We start from the raw sequence: 20,308 nt of genomic DNA, 5'->3' as shown, positions 1-20,308 counted from the left end.
GGCTGGCCAACATGCGTATTCTCATCACCGGCGGTGCCGGTTTCATTGGCTCTGCCCTGATTCGCCACCTGATTCGGCACACTGAGCATGAAGTGCTCAACCTGGACAAACTGACCTACGCCGGCAATCTCGAGTCGCTGACCAGTATTGCCACCGACACCCGCTACGAGTTCGTCCAGGCCGATATCGTCGACCAGGCCGCCGTGAGCGCGGTACTGGCACGTTTCCAGCCGCACGCGATCATGCACCTGGCGGCGGAATCCCATGTCGACCGTTCCATCGACGGTCCATCGGATTTCATTCAGACCAATATCGTCGGCACCTACAGCCTGCTCGAGGCCACTCGCGCCTACTGGCACACCCTGGCTGAGCCGGAAAAAAGCGCCTTCCGCTTCCATCACATCTCCACCGATGAGGTCTACGGCGACCTGCACGGCGTTGATGATCTGTTCACCGAAACCACGCCTTACGCGCCGAGCTCGCCGTATTCCGCGAGCAAAGCGGCGTCCGACCATCTGGTGCGCGCCTGGCAACGCACCTACGGCCTGCCGGTGTTGCTGACCAATTGCTCGAACAACTACGGGCCGTTCCACTTCCCGGAAAAACTGATCCCGCTGGTGATCCTCAACGCCCTGGCCGGCAAGCATCTGCCTGTCTACGGTAACGGCCTGCAAGTGCGCGACTGGCTGTTCGTCGAAGATCACGCTCGGGCGCTGCTCAAAGTGGTCACCGAAGGTGTGGTTGGCGAGACCTACAACATCGGCGGTCACAACGAACAGAAGAACATCGACGTGGTGCGTGGCATCTGCGCGCTGCTCGAAGAGCTGGCGCCGAACAAGCCTGACGGTGTGGCGCACTTCGCCGACCTCATTACCTTCGTCCAGGACCGGCCGGGCCACGACCTGCGCTACGCCATCGACGCGAGCAAGATCGAGCGCGAACTGGGCTGGGTGCCCGAAGAAACCTTCGAAACCGGCCTGCGCAAAACCGTTCAGTGGTACCTCGATAACCTGGAGTGGTGCCGTCGCGTTCAGGACGGCAGCTATCAGGGCGAACGCCTGGGCGCCATCAATACCAAGGAGCTGCTCGCATGATGAAAGGTATCGTTTTGGCCGGCGGCTCCGGTACGCGTCTGCACCCGATCACGCTCGGCGTCTCCAAACAGCTGTTGCCGGTGTACGACAAACCGATGATCTACTACCCGATCTCGGTCCTGATGCTGGCCGGCATCAAAGACATTTTGCTGATTTCCACGCCACAGGATCTGCCGCAGTACCGCAACCTGCTGGGGGACGGCAGTCAGTTCGGCGTCAACTTCAGCTACGCCGAGCAGCCGTCGCCGGACGGTTTGGCCCAGGCGTTCCTGATTGGTGAAGAGTTCATTGGCGACGACCCGGTGTGCCTGATCCTCGGCGACAACATCTTCCATGGTCAGCACTTTGGCGACCAACTGAAAAACGCCGCCATACGCCCTTCCGGCGCCACCGTGTTCGGCTATTGGGTCAAGGATCCTGAGCGCTTCGGCGTGATTGATTTCGACAGCGAAGGCCGTGCCCTGTCGATCGAAGAGAAGCCGAAAAAACCGAAATCCAGTTATGCCGTGACCGGCCTGTATTTCTATGACAACGATGTGATCGAGATCGCCAAAGCGGTGAAGCCTTCGCCACGCGGAGAGCTGGAGATCACCGACGTTAACAATGCCTATCTGCAACGCGGTGATCTGCAGGTCGAACGCTTCGGCCGCGGTTTCGCCTGGCTCGACACCGGCACCCACGACAGCCTGCTCGAAGCCTCGCAGTACGTGCAGACCATCGAGCACCGCCAAGGCCTGAAAGTCGCCTGCCTCGAAGAAATCGCCTACGAAAATGGCTGGATCAACCGCGAACAGCTGCTGGAGCGCGCCAGCTATTTCGGCAAGACCGGCTATGGCCAGTACCTGTTCAAACTGGCCGGGGAAGAACAATGAATGTGATTGAAACCACTCTACCCGGCGTGCTGATCATCGAACCCAAGGTGTTCGGTGACGAGCGCGGTTTTTTCTACGAAAGCTTCAATGCCAAGGCGTTTGAGGAAGCGACAGGCCTGAACACGCAGTTTGTTCAGGACAATCATTCCCGCTCACAGAAAGGTGTGCTGCGCGGCCTGCACTATCAGCTGGAAAATACCCAGGGGAAACTGGTGCGGGTAACCGCCGGTGAGGTGCTCGACGTCGCGGTGGACATCCGTCGCAGCTCGCCGAATTTCGGTCAGTGGGAAGCCGTGCGCCTGTCCGCAGAAAACCATCGCCAACTCTGGGTGCCGGAAGGGTTTGCCCATGGGTTTGTGGTGCTCAGCGATTTTGCCGAATTTCTCTACAAGACCACTGACTATTACACGCCGTCCGCCGAGCGTTGCATTCGCTGGGACGATCCGACCCTGGCCATCGACTGGCAACTGGAGGAAGCGCCCAAGCTGTCGGCCAAGGATCAAAATGGCAAAAGCTTGAAAGAGGCTGATCTGTTTCCATGAGAATTCTTATCAGCGGTCAGCACGGTCAGGTTTCGCGTGAGTTGCAGCGCCGCTTGGGCGCTGTTGGCGAGTGGGTGGTATTGGGTCGCGATCAGCTCGATCTGGCTCAGCCGCAGCAAATTCGTCAGCAAGTGCAAAGAGTTCGCCCGGACCTGATCATCAACGCAGCCGCTCATACTGCGGTCGATCAAGCTGAAAGCGAGCCGGAACTGGCGTTTGCCATCAACGCGACCGGCCCGGGCATCCTGGCCGAAGAGGCGCTGGCGCTGGGAATCCCGCTGATTCACTACTCCACCGATTATGTGTTCGACGGCAGCAAAGCCGAGCCGTACAACGAAGCCGACGTGCCCAACCCGCTCGGCGTTTATGGCAACAGTAAGCTGGCCGGCGAGCAAGCGATTACCGCTGTACAAGGCCAGCATCTGATCCTGCGGACCAGTTGGGTTTATTCGACCCACGGCCGTAATTTCCTGCTGACCATGCAACGCCTGCTGCAAGAAAAGCCGCAAATGCGCATTGTCGCTGACCAGATCGGCGCGCCCACCTGGGCCGGCACCATCGCTGCCAGCACTGTCGCACTGATCGAACGCTGGCAAGCGGGACACGCCGGTGCCTGGGGCACTTATCACCTGACCGCTCAGGGTGAGACTTCCTGGTTCGGTTTCGCCCAGGCCATCGGCGAAGCGCTGCGGGAACAGGGCAAGCCTTGCGCCAACCTGCTGCCGATCCCTTCCAGCGACTATCCGACACCGGCCGCCCGGCCGCTGAACTCGCGCCTGGATTGCAGTCGCCTGCAACGCGAATGGGGCGTCAGTCAGCCTGACTGGCAAACCGCGCTGCGCGAGTGTCTTGCCGAGCAAGCCTAGGCATAATGCGCCTGTACCCACAGGCGCCCGATGCTCATGACTCCGACCCTCCCCCGCAGACCCCGCTGGCGCAGCCTCGCACTACTTGCGCTGTGCCTGGCGCCGTTGCTGTGGCCGCTGGAGCATCTGGCCGAGCGTTATTACCGCAGCGAACTGGCCGGGCAGAATCGTCAGACCCTCGACCTGTACGTCGCCAACCTGCTGGGCACGCTGCACCGCTATGAAGTACTGCCACAGATCCTCGGCGACCTGCCGGCCCTGCGCGCGGTGCTCGGGGCGCCGGACGACAGCGTCACCCAAGGCAATGCCAATCGCCTGCTGAAAAACATCAGCGCCCAGACCGGCGCCGAAGTCATGTACCTGATGGACACCACGGGCAAGACCCTCGCGGCGTCGAACTGGGACAAACACGACAGTTTCGTCGGCCGCAATTTTTCCTTCCGTCCGTATTTCAGCGAAGCCATGGCCGGGCGGCTCGGGCGCTTTTTCGGCTTAGGCACCACGTCAGCCAAACGTGGCTATTTCTTCGCCGCCGCCGTGCGCAACGGCGAAAAAATCATCGGCGTGCTGGTGGTCAAGGTCGACCTGGACCACACCGAAAGCCTGTGGGGCAAAACCCCGGAACAACTGCTGCTGACCGACCATAACGGCGTGGTCATCCTCACGTCGCGTCCTGAGTGGCGATTCCGCTCGACCCGGCCCTTGAGCGAAGAAGAACGCAAAGCGATCACCGCGATCCAACCGTACCCGACCCGCGATCCGAAACCGTTGAAGCTCAACCCCAACGCCTGGCTGACCCAAACCCAGCAGATCGCCGAAACCGGCTGGAACGTCAGTATTCTCGCCCCACGCACCCTGATCGACCGCCCGGTGCGCACCGTCGTCGCCATTGGCGGCGCGACGTTGCTGGTCTTGATGTTGCTGCTCGGCCTGATGATGCAGCGCCGCCGCCATTACCTCGAACGCATCGCCTTCGAAGCCAAGGCCCGGCGCGAACTGGAAGGCCGGGTCGCCGAGCGGACCAGCGACCTCGAAGGCCTCAACCGTCGACTGAAACAGGAAGTGCTGGAGCGCGAACACGCCCAGCAGGAACTGGTGCGCGCTCAGGACGATCTGGTGCAGGCCGGCAAGTTGTCAGCGCTGGGGACGATGTCGGCGAGCATCAGCCACGAATTGAATCAACCGCTCGCCGCCATTCGCAGCTACGCGGAAAACGCCGAAGTGCTGCTCGATCATCAGCGCACCGACGATGCCCGCGGCAACCTCAAGCTGATAAGTGAACTGACCGGGCGCATGGCGTCGATCATTGCTCATCTGCGCGCCTTCGCCCGGCGCGATCGCCATGCACCGGAAAGCGTCGCCCTGCAACCGGCGCTGGATGACGCGCTGGCGTTGCTGGCCAAGCGTCGGCGCAGCATGGAAGTCGAGCTGATCCGCGATTTGCCGGCGGCCACGTTATGGGTCGAGGCCGGGGAAACCCGTCTGCGTCAGGTGCTCGGCAACCTGTTGGCCAACGCCCTCGACGCGCTGACCGAAAAAGGCCCGCCGCGTAAACTCTGGTTGAGTGCCCAATCCACTGCGGACGGCGTCATTCTGTACATTCGCGACAACGGCCCCGGCTTTTGCATGGAAGCCCTTGGTCGCGCCAGCGAGCCCTTCTACACCACCAAGACCCGCACCCAGGGGCTTGGCCTGGGGCTGGCGATTTGCGAAACCCTGATGCGTGCCTTCGGTGGTGAACTGTCGTTCTCCAATCACAAGGAAGGCGGCGCTCTGATTACCCTGAAACTGCGCGCAGGCGCACCGGGCGTGAGCCTGCAACCGTCCGAGGACCGAAGTGCATGACCATCGATAACCGTGTCCAGGTCGTGCTGATCGACGACGATCCCCACCTGCGTCAGGCCTTGAGCCAGACGCTGGACCTGGCGGGCCTTAAAATTCTGCCACTGGCCGAAGCCAAAGGCCTGGCCGGGCAACTGGAGCGCGACTGGCCCGGCGTGGTGGTCAGCGACATCCGCATGCCGGGCATGGACGGCCTCGAACTGCTGACTGAACTGCATGCCCAGGACCCGGAGTTGCCGGTGCTGCTGATCACCGGCCACGGCGATGTGCCGCTGGCCGTGCAAGCGATGCGCGCCGGGGCCTATGACTTTCTGGAAAAACCTTTCGCCAGCGATGCCCTGCTCGACAGCGTGCGCCGCGCATTGGCCCTGCGCCGGCTGGTGCTGGATAACCGCAGCCTGCGCCTGGCCTTGAGCGATCGCAATGAACTAAGCACCCGACTGGTCGGGCAATCGGCGCCGATGCTGCGCTTGCGCGAGCAAATTGGCGCGTTGGCGGCGACCAAGGCCGACGTGCTGATCCTCGGCGAAACCGGTGCTGGCAAAGAAGTCGTGGCCAGGGCGCTGCACGATTTGTCGAGCCGGCGCAGCGGCCCGTTCGTGGCGATCAACGCCGGGGCGTTGGCTGAGTCTGTGGTCGAAAGCGAGTTGTTCGGTCACGAGCCGGGCGCGTTCACCGGCGCGCAAAAGCGCCGTATCGGCAAGTTCGAATTCGCCAACGGCGGCACGCTGTTCCTCGACGAAATCGAAAGCATGAGCCTGGACGTGCAGGTGAAACTGCTGCGCTTGCTGCAGGAGCGCGTGGTCGAGCGGCTGGGCGGCAATCAGCTGATCCCGCTGGACATCCGCATCATCGCCGCGACCAAGGAAGACCTGCGCCAGTCCGCCGATCAAGGGCGGTTCCGTGCCGACTTGTATTACCGCCTGAACGTCGCGCCGCTGCGTATTCCACCGCTGCGTGAGCGCGGAGAAGATGCGCTGATGCTGTTCCAGTATTTCGCCGACGAAGCCAGCGCCCGCCATGGCTTGCCGCCCCATGAACTGCAACCGGGGCAGCGCGCTCTGCTGCTGCGCCACACCTGGCCGGGCAACGTGCGGGAACTGCAAAACGCCGCCGAACGCTTTGCCTTGGGTCTGGAACTGGCGCTGGACAACAACACCCCGGAGGGCGCTGCCGGCATGACGGTCGAAGTGGTCAGCGGCGGTCTGAGCGAGCAGGTGGAAAATTTCGAGAAATCGTTGATTGCCGCGGAACTGGCACGCTCTCACAGCTCGGTGCGCAGCCTCGCCGAAGCCCTCGGCATTCCGCGCAAGACCCTGCACGACAAACTGCGCAAGCATGGCCTGAACTTCGCCGACGGTGGCGCCAGCAGTCACACCGACGAACTCGATTGAGCTACCGTCCCCTCATTATCTTCAAACAAGAGACCCGTCCATGAGCCGCGACAGTCGTCACCTGGAATCAGTCCTCCATCACGATATTCCGTTGACCCGGGACATGGGCCTAAAAGTGCTCGACTGGCACGACCAGCAACTGCGCCTGCACATGCCGCTCGAGGCCAACGTCAATCACAAAAGCACCATGTTCGGCGGCAGCCTGTATTGCGGCGCGGTGCTGGCCGGGTGGGGCTGGCTGCATTTGCGCTTGCATGAAGAAGGGATTGAAGGCGGGCACATCGTGATTCACGAAGGGCACATCACTTATCCGCTGCCGGTGACCATGGACGCGATTGCGATTTGTCAGGCACCGAGTGCGACGGTGTGGAAGAAGTTTCTGGCGACGTATCAGCGATACGGGCGGGCGCGTTTGACGCTGCATTCGCGGATCGTCAATGCCGATAGCGATGACGATGCGGTGAGGTTTACCGGGCAGTACGTCCTGCACCGGTAAGCACACAAGACCTGTGGCGAGGGAGCTTGCTCCCGCTCGCTGCGCAGCGCAGCAGTGACTGATCGTTCCCACGCTCCGCGTGGGAACGATCTTGCAATCTTAGAGGCGGGCGAGTTCCAGCAGTTTTTCGCGCCAGGCGGCCTTTGCCGGCAGCGCCAAAAAGAACTCATTCAACAACGATTCCCGCGCCGGATAACAAAACGGCTTCCCGCTCAAATCCAGCACCTCACCGCCCGCGCCTTCCAGCACACCTTGCGCTGCCGCTGTGTCCCACTGCGAAGTCGGCGCCAATCGCGGATAACAATCCGCCGCGCCTTCCGCCAACAGACAGAATTTCAGCGAACTGCCGATATTCGCCAGTTTCAACTCGCCCAGACTGGCGCTCAACCCGGCCAGCAAGCGTTCCTGCTCAGAACTCGAATGCCGACGACTGGCAACGACGGTAAAGGCTTCACCCGGAGCCGGCACCTCGCGAACCTGAATCGGCAACGCCTCGGCACCTTTGTCGCCACGCCACGCGCCCAGACCGGCACCACCGACATAAAAGCGGCCGCTGGTCGGCATCGACACCACGCCAAACACCACCCGGCCCTGTTCGATCAGCGCGATGTTGACGGTGAACTCTTCGCTGCCGGAAATGAACTCCTTGGTCCCGTCCAACGGGTCCACCAGCCACCAGCGCTGCCACCCGGCGCGCACGCTCTGGGGAATGTTGGCGTCTTCTTCGGACAGCACCGGAATGCTCGGATCCAGCGCCGTCAGCCCGTCCAGAATCAGATGATGAGCGGCCAAGTCAGCGGCGGTGACCGGAGAATCGTCAGCCTTCGCCGTCACCGCAGTCCCTGTGCGCCAGAACGGCAAAATCGCTTCGCCAGCCTTCAACGCCAGTTCAACCACCGGCGCCATCAACGGATGCGGGAAATTCATGGCAGAAACACCCCGCGCTGCGTCAGCAGATCACGGGCCAGGTACAGCGCCGCCAAGGCACGGCCCTCCGTGAATCGCGGGTTCTGCGCCAAGGCCGACAGCTCGCGCAAGTTGATCTTGTCCACACCCATCGGCTCGGGCTCGTCGCCCTCCAGGCGTTCTTCGTACAGATCGGTGGCCAGCACCACCTGGATTTTCTGGCTCATGTAACCGGGGGACAACGACAACTCGGTCAGATGCTCCAGCTGCCGAGCACCATACCCGGCCTCTTCCTTGAGCTCGCGCTCGGCCGCCGCCAGCACGTCCTCGCCCGGCTCGACCAAACCTTTGGGCAACGACAACTCATAGGCATCGGTGCCGCCACAATACTCTTCGACCAGCACGGCATGATCCGCATCGAGCATCGCCACGATCATCACCGCGCCATACCCGGCGCCTTTGCCGACCAAACGCTCGTAGGTGCGCTCCACGCCATTGGAAAAGCGCAGCTTCAGCTCCTCGACGCAGAACAAACGGCTGGTGGCGACGATCTCGCGGGCGAGTACGGTGGGTTTCTGGCGCATAAGCGGCTCCTGGGCGATAGCGGGTTACTATACCCGGCCTATCCTGATTGTTGACCTCGGATATCTTTATTACCGCTGGAGAAGTTTTTTATGTCCCTGCTGCCCTGGCGCGACATCGACACCGTTTTGCTGGATATGGACGGCACGCTGCTGGACCTGCACTACGACAACCATTTCTGGATGGAACACCTGCCCCAGCGTTACGCCGAGTTGCACGGGGTCAGCCGGGCCATGGCCGAGATGGAGTTGCAGCCGCTGTTCGAACGCAACGCCGGTCAGTTGCAGTGGTATTGCCTGGATTTCTGGAGCGCCGAGCTAAAGCTGCCGGTGCGTGAGCTGAAACTGGAAACCGCCCACCTGATCGCCCTGCGCCCGGATGCGGACACGTTTCTGGCGGCAATCAAACAGGCGGGCAAACGCGTGGTGATGATCACCAATGCGCACCGTGATTCGCTGTCATTGAAGCTGGAACGGATTGAACTGGCGCCGTACTTCGAGCGGTTGATCAGCTCGCATGACTACGGGTTTCCCAAGGAAAATCCGCAGTTCTGGGAGGCGTTGCAGGCCGACATCGGTTTCGACCCGGCGCGCAGCCTGTTTATCGACGATACGTTGCCGATCCTGCGCAGTGCGCGCAGTTTTGGCGTGGCGCACCTGTTGGCGGTGAGTGAGCCGGACAGTCGCAAAGGGCCCAAGGACACGGCGGAGTTTGCGGCGGTTGGGGATTATCGGGAGCTTATTGCAGGGCTTTAGACCGAGTCGCCTGCATCGCGGGCAAGCCTCGCTCCTACAGAATTTGTGTCGTTCACGATGCATGCGTACGACACAAATCCTGTAGGAGCGAGGCTTGCCCGCGAAAGCCATCACTCGGTCTTGAGGGTTACTCAGGAATCCGCAACGACTGCCCTGGATAGATCTTGTCCGGGTGTTTGAGCTGCGGTTTATTGGCCTCGAAGATCTTTTGATATTTGTTGGCATCGCCATACACACGCTTGGAAATCGCGCTAAGCGTGTCGCCTTTCTCGACCGTGACGAATTTGGCCGGCGTAGCCACCGGTCCAGTCACCGTGATCTGATCATCCACACCGCTGATACCGGCCACGTTACCCAGCGCAAGAAGGATCTTTTCCTTCTCTTCCTGGCTGGCGGCTTCGCCGGTAGCGATGATTTTTTCTCCCTCGACTTTCACCTGGATCTTGGAAGTGTCTATCCCGGTCAGGGCGTCCTTGACGTGCTTGGTCAACGCCTCGCTGTTGGCTTCGGCCTTGTCCGGCGTCAGCGCATCGAGAATTTTTTCACCGGCTTCTTTTAGAAAACTGAAAAGGCTCATCGTTTGCTCTCCTTGGGGTTTTAGGTTCCAGACGCAAAAGACTAGACCAAGCTTGATACCCCCGGTTCCAACCCGACCAATGACGTTGATCTGGCACAAGCGCTAGAATCCCGACCTTCACCGCGCCCTGGAGCGAAGATGGACATCAAGCAGCTGAAATTCCTCATCGCCCTCGACGAAACCCGCCACTTCGGCCAGGCGGCGGCGCGCTGCCATATCACCCAGCCGACCTTGTCCATGCGCCTGCGCAGCCTCGAAGAAGAACTCGACCTGCCGCTGGTAAATCGTGGCCAGCGCTTCGAAGGGTTCACCGCGCCGGGCGAGCGCGTGCTGGCGTGGGCGCGCACGGTGCTGGCGGCCTACGACGGCTTGCAGGCCGAGGCCGCCGCCTGTCGCGGCAATCTGGTCGGTACGCTGCGGTTGGGCGTGGTGCCGCTGTCGAGTTTCGATCCGCTGCCGTTGATGCAACGCCTGCATGCCGAACACCCGAACCTGCGCTTTGAACTCTCGGCCCTGAGTTCCGAACAAATCCTCGAACAACTGGCGAACAATCGCCTGGACCTTGGCGTGTCGTACCTGGAGCGTCTGGACAACGAGCGTTTCGACTCCCTGGCCTTCAGCGAAACCCGCATGGGCCTGCTCTACGATCAGCGCTTCTTCAGCTTCGGCGAGGCACCGCTGAGTTGGGAGTCCTTGATCGAGTTGCCTCTGGGCATGCTTACCAGCGGCATGCACTTTCGCCAGTCCATTGACCACAACTTCCACAGCCGTGGCCTGACACCCCAGCCGCTTCTGCAAACCGACGCCGTCCACCAATTGTTACAAGCGGTGCACGGCGGCCTCTGCTGCGCGGTGATGCCGCTGGACGGCGGCCTGGAAAACCTGACTGACCATTTGCGCCTGCAACCCATCGAAAACGCTCAGACCCTTGCCCGGCTGGGGCTGATCATGCGTCGAAGCGCCCCACGCTCGGCGCTGGCCGAAGCCTGTTTTGCGATCTATCAGAAATCGCTGACAGCCTCTTGATCGACGTCATCTATCGGCAGATCAGTAATAGCGATTAGACGCGACATGTTGACGCGCCTAGGCTTAAACCTGACTAAACCGTCGGTGATGCCCATGAAAGCCAAGCGCCCTGCCTGCGCGGCGCCAGCCTTTGAAGCGCCCGCGCCCGCCGCCAGCCAGACCTACGATTACAGCGACCTTCAATACACCGAATCGGCCAGCACCGCGCTCGCCGAGGAAGTCGCGCTGGCGATCGCTTATAACGGCATCAGCCAGGCGGTGATGTTGGTTACGCCGACGGATCTTGAAGACTTCATCGTCGGTTTCAGCCTCGGCAGCGGCATCATCGAAGATGCGTCCGACATCTATGACCTTCAACTCAGTGGCACCGGGTCGGCGCAATACGCGCAAGTGACCATCGCCAACCGCGCGTTCTGGAACCTCAAGCAGCAGCGTCGGCAAATGGCTGGCACCAGCGGCTGCGGGCTCTGCGGTGTGGAGGCAGTTGAACAGGCATTGCCGGACCTAAAAGTGTTGCCCGGAGCCCCCCTGCCACCTGTCGAATGGCTGGACGGTTTGCGCCAGCGCATCGGGGCCTTCCAGCCTCTTGGCCAGCACTCCGGCGCGGTGCATGCGGCGGTGTTCATGAACGGTCAGGGCGAGTTGCTGCTGGGCCGCGAAGACATCGGCCGGCACAACGCCCTCGACAAACTGATTGGCGGGCTCATCCGTCAGAAGATCCCGACCGAAGGCGGCCTGGCGATTGTCACCAGCCGTTGCAGCCTCGAATTGATTCAGAAAGTGTTGCGCGCAGGCATCCAGACCCTGGTCAGCCTGTCGTCGCCCACCGGCCTTGCCGTGCAATGGGCCCGTCGCCACAACCTCAATCTCATCCATCTGCCCCAGAAAAATGCACCGCGGGTCTACAGCCCGGCATTGGAGAATCAAGCGTGAGTCAACATCGTCAAGCCGACCAGAAACCCGTCCCTCGCTACAAGCCCTACAAAGGCCCGGCCGGTGGATGGGGCGCACTGGCCAGCGTTGCCCGGGCCTGGTTGACCAGTGACAACGCGCTGAAAAACCTGCGCATAATGCTCAAAACCAACAAGAACGGCGGGTTCGATTGCCCCGGTTGCGCCTGGGGCGATTCCAACGAAGCCGGCATGGTGGCGTTCTGCGAGAACGGCGCCAAAGCGGTGAACTGGGAAGCGACCAAACGGCGTGTTGACGGTACTTTCTTTGCTAAACACAGCGTCAGTTCGTTGCTCGAACAAAGTGACTATTGGCTGGAATATCAGGGGCGTCTGACCGAGCCATTAAGCTATGACGCCGAAACTGATCGCTACAAGCCGATCAGCTGGGAAGCGGCGTTCGCCTTGATCGCCAAACATTTGCAGGGCCTGTCGAGCCCGAGTCAGGCCGAGTTCTACACCTCGGGTCGTGCCAGCAACGAAGCGGCGTACTTGTATCAGCTGTTCGTGCGCGCCTACGGCACCAACAATTTCCCCGACTGCTCGAACATGTGCCACGAGGCCAGTGGTGTGGCGTTGGCGCAAAGTGTCGGTGTCGGCAAAGGCACCGTGACCTTCGACGACTTCGAACACGCCGATGCGATTTTTGTCTGGGGCCAGAACCCGGGCACCAACCACCCGCGGATGCTCGAACCCCTGCGCGAAGCGGTTAAACGCGGCGCTCAAGTGGTGTGCGTCAACCCGCTGAAAGAGCGCGGCCTGGAACGCTTCCAGCACCCGCAACACCCGATCGAAATGCTCACCAATGGCGACAAGCCAACCAACACCGCCTACTTCCGCCCGGCGCTGGGCGGCGACATGGCGGTGCTGCGCGGCATGGCGAAATTCCTGCTGCATTGGGAACGCGAAGCGCAGCAGACCGGCAACCCTTCCGTGTTCGATCACGACTTCCTCAATGAACACAGCGCCAACGTGTTGGAATACCTGGGCGCCATTGATGACACGCCGTGGGCGCAGATCGTCGAGCAGTCCGGCCTGACTCTGGTGGACATCGAGCAGGCGGCGCGCATGTACGCCAAAGGCAAGAACGTCATCATGTGCTGGGCCATGGGCATCACCCAGCACCGCCACTCGGTGGCAACCATCCAGGAAATCGCCAACCTGATGCTGCTGCGCGGCAACATCGGCCGGCCGGGCGCCGGCCTGTGCCCGGTGCGCGGCCACAGTAACGTGCAGGGCGACCGCACGATGGGCATCAACGAACGTCCACCGGTGGCGTTCCTCGATTCTTTGGAGCGGCGCTTCCAGTTCAAGGTGCCGCGTGAAAACGGCCATAACGTGGTCGAGGCGATTCATGCCATGGCCGAAGGTCGCGCCAAAGTCTTTATCGGTCTGGGTGGCAACTTCGCCCAGGCGACCCCGGACAGCCCGCGCACCTTCCAGGCCTTGAGCAATTGCGACCTGACCGTGCAGATCAGCACCAAGCTCAACCGCAGCCATCTGGCCCACGGTAAAGACGCGCTGATCCTGCCGTGCCTGGGCCGTACCGACATCGATATCCAGGCCGAAGGCGCGCAAGCGGTGACCGTCGAAGATTCGTTCAGCATGGTCCACGCCTCCAACGGCCAGTTGCAGGCACTGTCTAATCAGATGCGCTCCGAGCCCTGGATCATCGCCGGCATCGCTGCCGCGACCCTGGGCAGCAAACCGGTGGACTGGAACTGGCTCGTGGCCGATTACAGCCGCATTCGCGATCTGATCGCCGATACCATTCCAGGCTTCCGCGACTTTAACGAGAAGATCAAGAATCCGGGCGGTTTCTACCTCGGCAACAGTGCTGGTGCGCGCAAGTGGAACACTCCGTCCGGGCGCGCCAATTTCCGCCCGAACGCGCTGCCCAAAGACCTGGTGCACGAACGCACCCGCGCCACCGGCGTGTTGCCGGACCTGATCATGCAGTCGATGCGTTCCCACGATCAGTACAACACCACGATTTACGGGCTGGATGACCGTTACCGTGGCGTGAAGGGTCAGCGGGATGTGTTGTTTGTGAACGAAGCGGACATCATTCGCCTGGGCTTCAAGCCTGGGCAGAAGGCTGACATCGTTTCGATCTGGGATGACGGGCGTGAGCGTCGGGTGAAGGGCTTTACCCTGCTGGCGTTTGATATTCCTGCAGGGCAGGCCGCTGCGTATTACCCGGAAGTGAATCCACTGGTGCCGCTGGAAAGCACCGGGGATGGCAGCCATACGCCGACGTCGAAGTTTGTGGCAATACGGCTGGAAATGGCGAGTGAGACCGGGTTGATTTTGGCCAAGTCGGCTTAACGGGACAGCAGCTCTGGCCTCTTCGCGGGCAAGCCTCGCTCCCACAGGTCTGTGTCGTATGCATTTTTTGTACATGACACGGATCCTGTAGGAGCGAGGCTTGCCCGCGAAGGCGTCCGACATGAGAACACCTGATCAAGACCCTGCGGCAACTTTCCAATCGCCCACAAAAAAGGCCGTTTTTTCACAAAAACGGCCTGTCCGAAGTAGCTAAAGACCGGCGAAAAACACTTAAGTTCCGCCCAAAAAACAGCAACTTATAGAAATGTGCTCAAGTCGTGTTACTCGTCGGATTTCGATTGTCACGACCATGACACAGCCTCAGGATCGCGCCGTCATCCCCTTGAGGTTCCTCTAATGAAGTTCTCCTCGATTCTCTTGTTGTCCCTTGGCCTGGTCAGTGGCTTCGCTTCTGCCGGAGGCACCACCGAAGCAGGTGTGGGCGGCGCATTGGGCGGGGTTCTTGGCTCGGTCGTCGGTCAATCGTTAGGCGGCAATACTGGTTCCACCATTGGCGCGGCCCTGGGCGGCGCGGGTGGTAGCGCAGTTGGCGCAGACAAACGCAGCCGTGGCGAAGCCGCCATTGGCGGTGCGTTGGGCGCAGCAGGCGGTAACGTGGTCGGCCGCAGCATGGGCGGCACCACCGGCAGCCTGATCGGCTCCGCAGCAGGCGGCGGCGCCGGTGGCGCGCTGGGTAACTACATGGGCAACAAGAGCGATGAGGACGATGATCGTCGCTCCTATCGCGGCGGCCGTGATGATCGTCGTTACTACCGTGATGGCCATCCGGGCCGTGGTCATGCCTATGGTCACCGCAAACATCACAAGCACAATCGTCATCATTGAGGCTTGAACGGCTTCGCTGACAGCTAGATAAAAAATCGCAGCCCAAGGGCTGCGATTTTTTTGTCCGTCATATCACCAAGCGTTCCAATGCACCGCGCAACCCGGCAGGAATCGCCACCGGCTGATTCGACGCCCGATCCACAAAGACATGCACGAATCGCCCCGCCGCGCAGGCCTCTTCTTCCCCGGCCTTGAACACCGCCAGCTCGTATTGCACCGAGCTGTTGCCCAACTTGCCCACCCGCAGACCGATCTCGATCCGGTCCGGAAAGGCGATGGAGGCGAAGTAATCGCAAGACGAACTCACCACAAAACCCACCACCTCGCCGTCATGTATATCCAGTCCACCGATTTCGATCAGGTAGGTGTTCACCGCCGTGTCGAAAAAGCTGTAGTAGGTGACGTTGTTGACGTGACCGTAGGCGTCGTTGTCGTGCCAACGGGTGGTGATGGGCTGGAAGTGCGGGTAGTCGGTGCGTTGATTCATGGGTTCTCGCTTAAAGGATCGTTCCCACGCTCTGCGTGGGAATGCAGCCCGGGACGCTCCGCGTCCCAACAGCGGACGCAGAGCGTCCATGGAGGCGTTCCCACGCAGAGCGTGGGAACGATCAGTGCAGCGCAGTCTACCGATCCGCAAACCCTTTACCCATCGCCTCCAACTCGCCAATCAACCGCGCCGGTTTCCAGTGATCGCCTTGGCGGGTCTCCAGTGCCATCAAGCGCTGATGAATATCCGCCAGCCCTTGCTGATCTGCCCACGCCATCGGTCCGCCCTTGTTCGCCGGGAAACCGTAACCGTTGAGGTACACCAGATCGATGTCGTGCGCAGAGCCCGCAATACCTTCCTGAAGGATCTTCGCCCCTTCATTGACCAGCGCCAGCAGACAGCGCTCGAGAATTTCCTCAGGGCTTATCTCCCGACGCTGGAAGCCCAACCCTTCGCTGACCTGCAACACCAGCGCATCGACTTCCGGGTCGTGCTCGGCCTGTCGACTGCCCGGTTCATAGTGGTAATACCCGTTGCCACTCTTCTGACCAAAACGCCCCAGTTCGCACAGACGGTTATCCACCTGAACCTCAGGCGCATCCTGCCCTGCGCCAGCCAATTCCCGGGCCCGCCATCCCAGGTCGACGCCAACCACGTCGTACATGCGGAACGGCCCCATGGCAAAACCGAAACCTTGCAAAGCGGCATCCACCTGATAGGGATAAGCGCCCTCAAGCAGCATCTTGCGCGCTTCGAGCACGTAGGTATTGAGCATGCGGTTGCCGATGAAACCATTGCAGTTGCCCGCCACCACACTGACCTTACCCATGCGCTTGCCCAGCTCCAGCGCCGCACTCAGTACTGCGGGCGAAGTCTGCGCACCGCGAACGATTTCCAGCAATTTCATAATGTGCGCCGGGCTGAAGAAGTGCAGCCCCAGGACCTGAGCCGGACGGCGAGTTGCCGCGGCGATGGCGTCGATATCCAGCGCCGACGTGTTGCTGGCCAGAATGGCTTCGGGTTTGAGCAGTCCGTCCAGTTCGCGGAAAATCTTTTGCTTGAGCTCAAGATTTTCGTAAACCGCTTCGATCACCAGATCAACCTCGCGGATCGCCGCATAATCAGCCGCCGCCGTGACCCGTGCGATGCGCGCATCCGCCTCGGCCTGATCGATGCGGCCTTGTCGCACATTGTGCGCATAGGTGTCCGCCACAGCGGCCAGCGCCTGTTCCAGCATCTGCGGATTGTTATCGACCCACTGCACCGCAACGCCGGCGTTGGCCAGGCACATGACAATGCCACGGCCCATGGTGCCCGCACCGATCACGGCGGCGCGCTGAATGTTGAACGGTGTCTGGCTCATGTTTGTTCTCTTGTTGGCGATCCAAAGACAGCCCTCACCATAGTCAGCCGCCGGGTATTTTTGAAATTTATTCCTGTGATGAGGGACATTCAGCGGATGGATCTACGCCGGCAAGTGCGCCTCGGCCCATCCCCGGACCTCGGCATACGGATAATTTTCCAGCGCCGCAAATCCCGAAATCGAACGCGCCTTGAGCTTGGTAAACAGCGGCACGCTGATCCCGCATAAAAACCGCGTTACCCGTTCGGCCGACGGTACGTTGCCGGTGTGCTGTTCATGCCTGTGGATAAAATCACCGCACAGCGCTTCAAAGTTTTTATCCACAAGCGCCGGCAGTTCCGGCGGCGATGGCAGCCGCGCCACGTGCCCATGACACACCGAACAATGCCCGCACTGACGAGGCGCGTTTTCATCGCCGAAGTACTCGGCCAGGCGATAGCCCAGGCAATGATCGGTGGCGAACAGATCCAGCATCGCGTGAATCCGAGCGATCTCGGTACGTTCATGCTGGGTGAAACAGGCGTGCAATTCGGCGCTCAGTGCCTGACTGTCGACATTCGTTTGCAGCAGGCTGTAGACCTCGGTCATTTGCTTGCTTTCGAGCTCGACCCAGCCTTTCTCCTGGAAATAATCCAGCGCCTTGACCACCCGGTTACGCTCGGCTTGATGCTGTTCATAGAGTGCGTCGAAATTCACCGTGGCCCATGTCCGCGCGCGACTGGAGGTCTGGATGATGGCCGCGACAAAGTCTTTGCGCTCACCCTCGAAACGGGCCAGCAAGGCTTCCGGCTCTTGCAAATACTTGAAGCGGTATTCGGCGTAATAGGCGTAACGCGGGGCAATCAAACCACGCAGTTCGAGCTGCACCAGCAAGGTCTTGAGCGGCAACTGGCGAATGTTGCTCTGGTCCGACAAGGGTCCCAACAGAAACTCCCACTGCCCCTCAGGCGCAGCAGCTTGCATCTCATCGAGCACACAGCGAATGCCTTCCAGTTCTGGCGTGTCGCCGTATACGAAGTTTTCCAGCACGTTGAGGCTGTCGCGGTTCGCCAACACCAGGCAGTCGGATGGGTGGCCGTCACGCCCGGCGCGGCCGATTTCCTGGCTGTAGTTTTCGATGGATTTGGGCAGGTCGAAATGCACGACGTTGCGGATGTCGCTCTTGTCGATGCCCATGCCGAAGGCGATGGTGGCGACGATGCAATTCGACTGCCCGCCCATGAAGCGTTTCTGGATGGCTTCGCGTCGTTCGTGGGGCAAACCAGCATGATAGGCCTCGGCCTGAATGCCGTTGCGTCCCAGGTGTTCGGCGATGTGCTCGGCGGTTTTTTGCAGGGTGACGTAAACGATGCTCGGCTGGCCAGGACGTTCGCTCATCCATTCGACGAGTCGTCGGCGTTTGTCCGGACCACGTACCGGCTCGACCAGCAGATTCAGGTTTGGCCTGTAGAAACCGGTGGTCACGACGTCTTCGGGAGCGATGGCGAACTTCGCCTCCATGTCCGCGATCACTTTGGGCGTCGCAGTGGCGGTCAGCAGCAGCGCCTGCGGAATGTTGAACTGGCGCTGGTAGTCGGGAAGCTTGAGGTAGTCGGGGCGGAAATTGTGGCCCCACTCCGAGATGCAGTGAGCCTCGTCCACCACCAACAACGAGATCGGCACCTGCTGCAGGAAATTGCGGAAGCGTTCGTTCTTCAGGCGCTCCACAGAGATCATCAAAATCTTCAGCTCGCCGGACTTGGCCCGGGCCATCACATCACTTGCGTCGTCACGACTCTGGGCCGAATCGATGCTGCCCGCTGCAATGCCATGGCGTTGAAGGAACGCCAACTGATCCTGCATCAATGCCAGCAGTGGCGAGACCACCAGCGTCAGGTGTGGCAACAACAGGGCCGGCAATTGATAACACAGGGACTTGCCCGAGCCGGTGGGGAAAATCGCCGCCGCCGAGCGCCCGGCCAACACCGCGCTGACCGCCGCCTCCTGGCCGGGCCGAAACTGTGGATAACCGAAAACCTGTTCCAGGGTGTTGTGCATAAGCTGTCACTCCGTTGACCGCTGCGAAGCCCAAAGCCTAGCCGGCAAACGCAGCGAGTCGAGAAAAGGTCGGGGGCCAAAACGATACGGGATGATACAGCGGATGCATCAAGGACATGGTCAGGCTTGAGGGGATTGAGCGGCGGGCAGATTGCTTTCGCGAGCAAGCTCGCTCCCACAGGGGAAAGCATTTCAAACTGTGGAAACAAGCCCGCTCGCGAAGGGGCCAGCAAAGCCACCACAAACACTTGGACAAACTCAGGGCACCAACACCGCCACACGCAACTGCTCATTCAGCGCCTGCTCATGAAAGGTTTGGCTCTTACTCGCCCAAACCGCATGGGCCGGGCTGATTTCCCCCGTGAAAGCCGCCGCCAACTGACGCAAATCAGCGACGCTTCGCACGCGGGGGCAGAAGGGTTCGCCGTCGCAGTTCTGACTGGCGCCGCGGTAGGTGGTCAGTAACCGATCCCACAACCCGTCACGTACCTGCCTGACCGACTTGAGCTTTACATCCTGCACGCCCAGTCGCTGTTTCAGACTTTGTTCGTCCAGCATTTCGCTGGCCAGCAGTGCCTTGCCAAACATCAACACCTCGGCACGGGACGCGGTGTCCACGTTCGCCTGGCTGGTCAGCGCATCCGGCCAACCGGTGCGATCCATATTGGCGAGGACCAACGAGTTACCCGTGTCAGCTGCGCCCGCCAAACGACAAACACCCGCCCACAACAACAAAATCGAGGCCATACGTAGCCATTGCATACTTAATTCCCTTTAAGCGTTGGACAGACGTTTTTTAACGTCCTACAGATTCTGGCGCGCACGATACAGAGGATTGGTGCGTTGCGCCTGACAAACCCGTAGGAAATTCGACCTCTAGGGGAATTGCTGAAAAAAGCCTCGGGGTACACGTAGGCAAAAGGCCACAACGCAGGTAAATCCCCTACAAACACTGTCCATTTGCGCTGTATTGCGACGCCTGTATCCGCGCCTCTATAGTTTGCCGCGCCCCGGAATACAGGACTGACCTCATGCAAGACCGCTATCGCCCGCTCAAAACCAGCTACAGCGAAACGCCCGTGTTGGTCATTGATACCGCCGCCAGCACCCGCGCCGTCCTCGACGCCGCTCAACAACGCCTGAGTGCCGCCAGCGACCTGCTCGAAACACTTTATTGCCTGTGCTTCAAACAAGCTGATGTGAAAGACATACCCCATATAGTGAATGCACTTTACTTATTAACCCAGGATGGCTGCGAACTTCTTGAAGTTGCAAGACAACGAATAGAACTTTAAAAACACAAACATAGAAACAACTAACTTCTTCAACTTACAAACAACAAACA

Annotated in this window: 20 protein-coding genes; 13 read left to right on the top strand and 7 right to left on the bottom strand. The window is 60.6% G+C overall.

The window, feature by feature from the left end:
- Window positions 1-11: 11 nt before the first annotated feature.
- Genes rfbB through ACIQV9_RS18810 form a run of 7 tightly spaced genes read left to right on the top strand, consistent with a single transcriptional unit; the run spans window position 12 to window position 7,106 of the window.
- Window positions 12-1,094, top strand: a complete 1,083-nt coding sequence (gene rfbB, locus ACIQV9_RS18840; RefSeq protein ID WP_403104401.1) for a dTDP-glucose 4,6-dehydratase — start codon at window positions 12-14, stop codon at window positions 1,092-1,094.
- Window positions 1,091-1,966 carry a glucose-1-phosphate thymidylyltransferase RfbA gene (gene rfbA, locus ACIQV9_RS18835; RefSeq protein WP_109627386.1) on the top strand — a complete coding sequence of 292 codons (876 nt, stop codon included), beginning with the start codon at window positions 1,091-1,093 and terminating at the stop codon, window positions 1,964-1,966. The genes rfbB and rfbA overlap by 4 nt, the downstream gene beginning before the upstream one ends.
- Complete coding sequence (gene rfbC / locus ACIQV9_RS18830) at window positions 1,963-2,508, top strand: dTDP-4-dehydrorhamnose 3,5-epimerase (protein WP_403104399.1); 546 nt, start codon at window positions 1,963-1,965, stop codon at window positions 2,506-2,508. Before rfbA ends, rfbC begins: the two co-directional genes overlap by 4 nt.
- A complete protein-coding gene (rfbD, locus tag ACIQV9_RS18825) occupies window positions 2,505-3,374 on the top strand; it encodes a dTDP-4-dehydrorhamnose reductase (protein ID WP_403104397.1) in 870 nt (289 codons plus the stop codon). The genes rfbC and rfbD overlap by 4 nt, the downstream gene beginning before the upstream one ends.
- A gap of 36 nt (window positions 3,375-3,410) precedes the next feature.
- Window positions 3,411-5,219, top strand: coding sequence for an ATP-binding protein (locus ACIQV9_RS18820; RefSeq protein ID WP_403104395.1), 1,809 nt, complete (start codon window positions 3,411-3,413; stop codon window positions 5,217-5,219).
- A complete protein-coding gene (locus tag ACIQV9_RS18815; protein WP_403104393.1) occupies window positions 5,216-6,610 on the top strand; it encodes a sigma-54-dependent transcriptional regulator in 1,395 nt (464 codons plus the stop codon). The genes ACIQV9_RS18820 and ACIQV9_RS18815 overlap by 4 nt, the downstream gene beginning before the upstream one ends.
- Before the next feature lie 40 nt (window positions 6,611-6,650).
- A complete protein-coding gene (locus ACIQV9_RS18810; protein ID WP_403104392.1) occupies window positions 6,651-7,106 on the top strand; it encodes a thioesterase domain-containing protein in 456 nt (151 codons plus the stop codon).
- A gap of 99 nt (window positions 7,107-7,205) precedes the next feature.
- Here the strand turns inward: ACIQV9_RS18810 and cysQ are convergent, their stop codons facing one another.
- Window positions 7,206-8,033 (bottom strand): 3'(2'),5'-bisphosphate nucleotidase CysQ, encoded by an 828-nt coding sequence (gene cysQ / locus ACIQV9_RS18805; protein WP_403104391.1) that lies wholly within the window; start codon window positions 8,031-8,033, stop codon window positions 7,206-7,208.
- Entirely contained in the window at window positions 8,030-8,596 is a 567-nt protein-coding gene (nudE, locus tag ACIQV9_RS18800; protein WP_403104389.1) for an ADP compounds hydrolase NudE, read from the bottom strand. Before nudE ends, cysQ begins: the two co-directional genes overlap by 4 nt.
- A 90-nt stretch (window positions 8,597-8,686) precedes the next feature.
- On the opposite strand from nudE, the gene yrfG reads away from it, so the two are divergent.
- Window positions 8,687-9,349 carry a GMP/IMP nucleotidase gene (yrfG, locus tag ACIQV9_RS18795; protein WP_403104387.1) on the top strand — a complete coding sequence of 221 codons (663 nt, stop codon included), beginning with the start codon at window positions 8,687-8,689 and terminating at the stop codon, window positions 9,347-9,349.
- Window positions 9,350-9,476: 127 nt separating this feature from the next.
- Here the strand turns inward: yrfG and lysM are convergent, their stop codons facing one another.
- Complete coding sequence (gene lysM / locus ACIQV9_RS18790) at window positions 9,477-9,926, bottom strand: peptidoglycan-binding protein LysM (protein WP_403104386.1); 450 nt, start codon at window positions 9,924-9,926, stop codon at window positions 9,477-9,479.
- Window positions 9,927-10,064: 138 nt separating this feature from the next.
- On the opposite strand from lysM, the gene ACIQV9_RS18785 reads away from it, so the two are divergent.
- The 4 genes from ACIQV9_RS18785 (at window position 10,065) to ACIQV9_RS18770 (ending at window position 15,076) form a co-directional block, all read left to right on the top strand.
- Window positions 10,065-10,952, top strand: coding sequence for a LysR family transcriptional regulator (locus ACIQV9_RS18785; RefSeq protein WP_403104384.1), 888 nt, complete (start codon window positions 10,065-10,067; stop codon window positions 10,950-10,952).
- A 93-nt stretch (window positions 10,953-11,045) separates the two neighbouring features.
- A complete protein-coding gene (fdhD, locus tag ACIQV9_RS18780) occupies window positions 11,046-11,885 on the top strand; it encodes a formate dehydrogenase accessory sulfurtransferase FdhD (protein ID WP_403104382.1) in 840 nt (279 codons plus the stop codon).
- On the top strand, window positions 11,882-14,230 hold the full coding sequence (locus ACIQV9_RS18775; protein WP_403104380.1) for an FdhF/YdeP family oxidoreductase: 2,349 nt from the start codon (window positions 11,882-11,884) through the stop codon (window positions 14,228-14,230). Before fdhD ends, ACIQV9_RS18775 begins: the two co-directional genes overlap by 4 nt.
- Before the next feature lie 357 nt (window positions 14,231-14,587).
- Window positions 14,588-15,076, top strand: a complete 489-nt coding sequence (locus ACIQV9_RS18770) for a glycine zipper domain-containing protein (RefSeq protein ID WP_109627361.1) — start codon at window positions 14,588-14,590, stop codon at window positions 15,074-15,076.
- Window positions 15,077-15,143: 67 nt separating this feature from the next.
- On the opposite strand, the gene ACIQV9_RS18765 is transcribed toward ACIQV9_RS18770, so the two are convergent.
- The 4 genes from ACIQV9_RS18765 to ACIQV9_RS18750 all read right to left on the bottom strand — a co-directional run bounded on the left by ACIQV9_RS18765 (window position 15,144) and on the right by ACIQV9_RS18750 (window position 19,725).
- Window positions 15,144-15,563 (bottom strand): acyl-CoA thioesterase, encoded by a 420-nt coding sequence (locus ACIQV9_RS18765; RefSeq protein ID WP_403104378.1) that lies wholly within the window; start codon window positions 15,561-15,563, stop codon window positions 15,144-15,146.
- 136 nt (window positions 15,564-15,699) lie between these two features.
- Window positions 15,700-16,926 (bottom strand): 3-hydroxyacyl-CoA dehydrogenase NAD-binding domain-containing protein, encoded by a 1,227-nt coding sequence (locus ACIQV9_RS18760; protein WP_403104376.1) that lies wholly within the window; start codon window positions 16,924-16,926, stop codon window positions 15,700-15,702.
- A gap of 102 nt (window positions 16,927-17,028) precedes the next feature.
- Window positions 17,029-18,963: an ATP-dependent DNA helicase RecQ gene (locus ACIQV9_RS18755; RefSeq protein ID WP_403104374.1), complete on the bottom strand. Its 1,935-nt coding sequence runs from the start codon at window positions 18,961-18,963 to the stop codon at window positions 17,029-17,031.
- Window positions 18,964-19,221: 258 nt separating this feature from the next.
- Window positions 19,222-19,725, bottom strand: coding sequence for a polysaccharide deacetylase (locus tag ACIQV9_RS18750; RefSeq protein WP_403104372.1), 504 nt, complete (start codon window positions 19,723-19,725; stop codon window positions 19,222-19,224).
- Window positions 19,726-19,994: 269 nt separating this feature from the next.
- Here ACIQV9_RS18750 and ACIQV9_RS18745 point away from each other — a divergent pair, with 269 nt between their 5' ends.
- Window positions 19,995-20,258: a hypothetical protein gene (locus tag ACIQV9_RS18745; protein WP_403104371.1), complete on the top strand. Its 264-nt coding sequence runs from the start codon at window positions 19,995-19,997 to the stop codon at window positions 20,256-20,258.
- Window positions 20,259-20,308 lie beyond the last annotated feature (50 nt).

The sequence above is a fragment of the Pseudomonas sp. NPDC099000 genome (genome assembly GCF_044759925.1).
Lineage (GTDB): Bacteria > Pseudomonadota > Gammaproteobacteria > Pseudomonadales > Pseudomonadaceae > Aquipseudomonas.
Note: the sequence above shows the minus strand (reverse complement) of the source record. Positions and strands in the feature narration are given on the sequence as shown.

Coding starts and splice junctions, on each gene's coding strand:
- rfbB (WP_403104401.1), top strand. CDS start 12: ATGCGTATTCTCATCACCGGCGGTGCCGGTTTCATTGGCTCTGCCCTG.
- rfbA (WP_109627386.1), top strand. CDS start 1,091: ATGATGAAAGGTATCGTTTTGGCCGGCGGCTCCGGTACGCGTCTGCAC.
- rfbC (WP_403104399.1), top strand. CDS start 1,963: ATGAATGTGATTGAAACCACTCTACCCGGCGTGCTGATCATCGAACCC.
- rfbD (WP_403104397.1), top strand. CDS start 2,505: ATGAGAATTCTTATCAGCGGTCAGCACGGTCAGGTTTCGCGTGAGTTG.
- ACIQV9_RS18820 (WP_403104395.1), top strand. CDS start 3,411: ATGACTCCGACCCTCCCCCGCAGACCCCGCTGGCGCAGCCTCGCACTA.
- ACIQV9_RS18815 (WP_403104393.1), top strand. CDS start 5,216: ATGACCATCGATAACCGTGTCCAGGTCGTGCTGATCGACGACGATCCC.
- ACIQV9_RS18810 (WP_403104392.1), top strand. CDS start 6,651: ATGAGCCGCGACAGTCGTCACCTGGAATCAGTCCTCCATCACGATATT.
- cysQ (WP_403104391.1), bottom strand. CDS start 8,033: ATGAATTTCCCGCATCCGTTGATGGCGCCGGTGGTTGAACTGGCGTTG.
- nudE (WP_403104389.1), bottom strand. CDS start 8,596: ATGCGCCAGAAACCCACCGTACTCGCCCGCGAGATCGTCGCCACCAGC.
- yrfG (WP_403104387.1), top strand. CDS start 8,687: ATGTCCCTGCTGCCCTGGCGCGACATCGACACCGTTTTGCTGGATATG.
- lysM (WP_403104386.1), bottom strand. CDS start 9,926: ATGAGCCTTTTCAGTTTTCTAAAAGAAGCCGGTGAAAAAATTCTCGAT.
- ACIQV9_RS18785 (WP_403104384.1), top strand. CDS start 10,065: ATGGACATCAAGCAGCTGAAATTCCTCATCGCCCTCGACGAAACCCGC.
- fdhD (WP_403104382.1), top strand. CDS start 11,046: ATGAAAGCCAAGCGCCCTGCCTGCGCGGCGCCAGCCTTTGAAGCGCCC.
- ACIQV9_RS18770 (WP_109627361.1), top strand. CDS start 14,588: ATGAAGTTCTCCTCGATTCTCTTGTTGTCCCTTGGCCTGGTCAGTGGC.
- ACIQV9_RS18765 (WP_403104378.1), bottom strand. CDS start 15,563: ATGAATCAACGCACCGACTACCCGCACTTCCAGCCCATCACCACCCGT.
- ACIQV9_RS18760 (WP_403104376.1), bottom strand. CDS start 16,926: ATGAGCCAGACACCGTTCAACATTCAGCGCGCCGCCGTGATCGGTGCG.
- ACIQV9_RS18755 (WP_403104374.1), bottom strand. CDS start 18,963: ATGCACAACACCCTGGAACAGGTTTTCGGTTATCCACAGTTTCGGCCC.
- ACIQV9_RS18750 (WP_403104372.1), bottom strand. CDS start 19,725: ATGCAATGGCTACGTATGGCCTCGATTTTGTTGTTGTGGGCGGGTGTT.
- ACIQV9_RS18745 (WP_403104371.1), top strand. CDS start 19,995: ATGCAAGACCGCTATCGCCCGCTCAAAACCAGCTACAGCGAAACGCCC.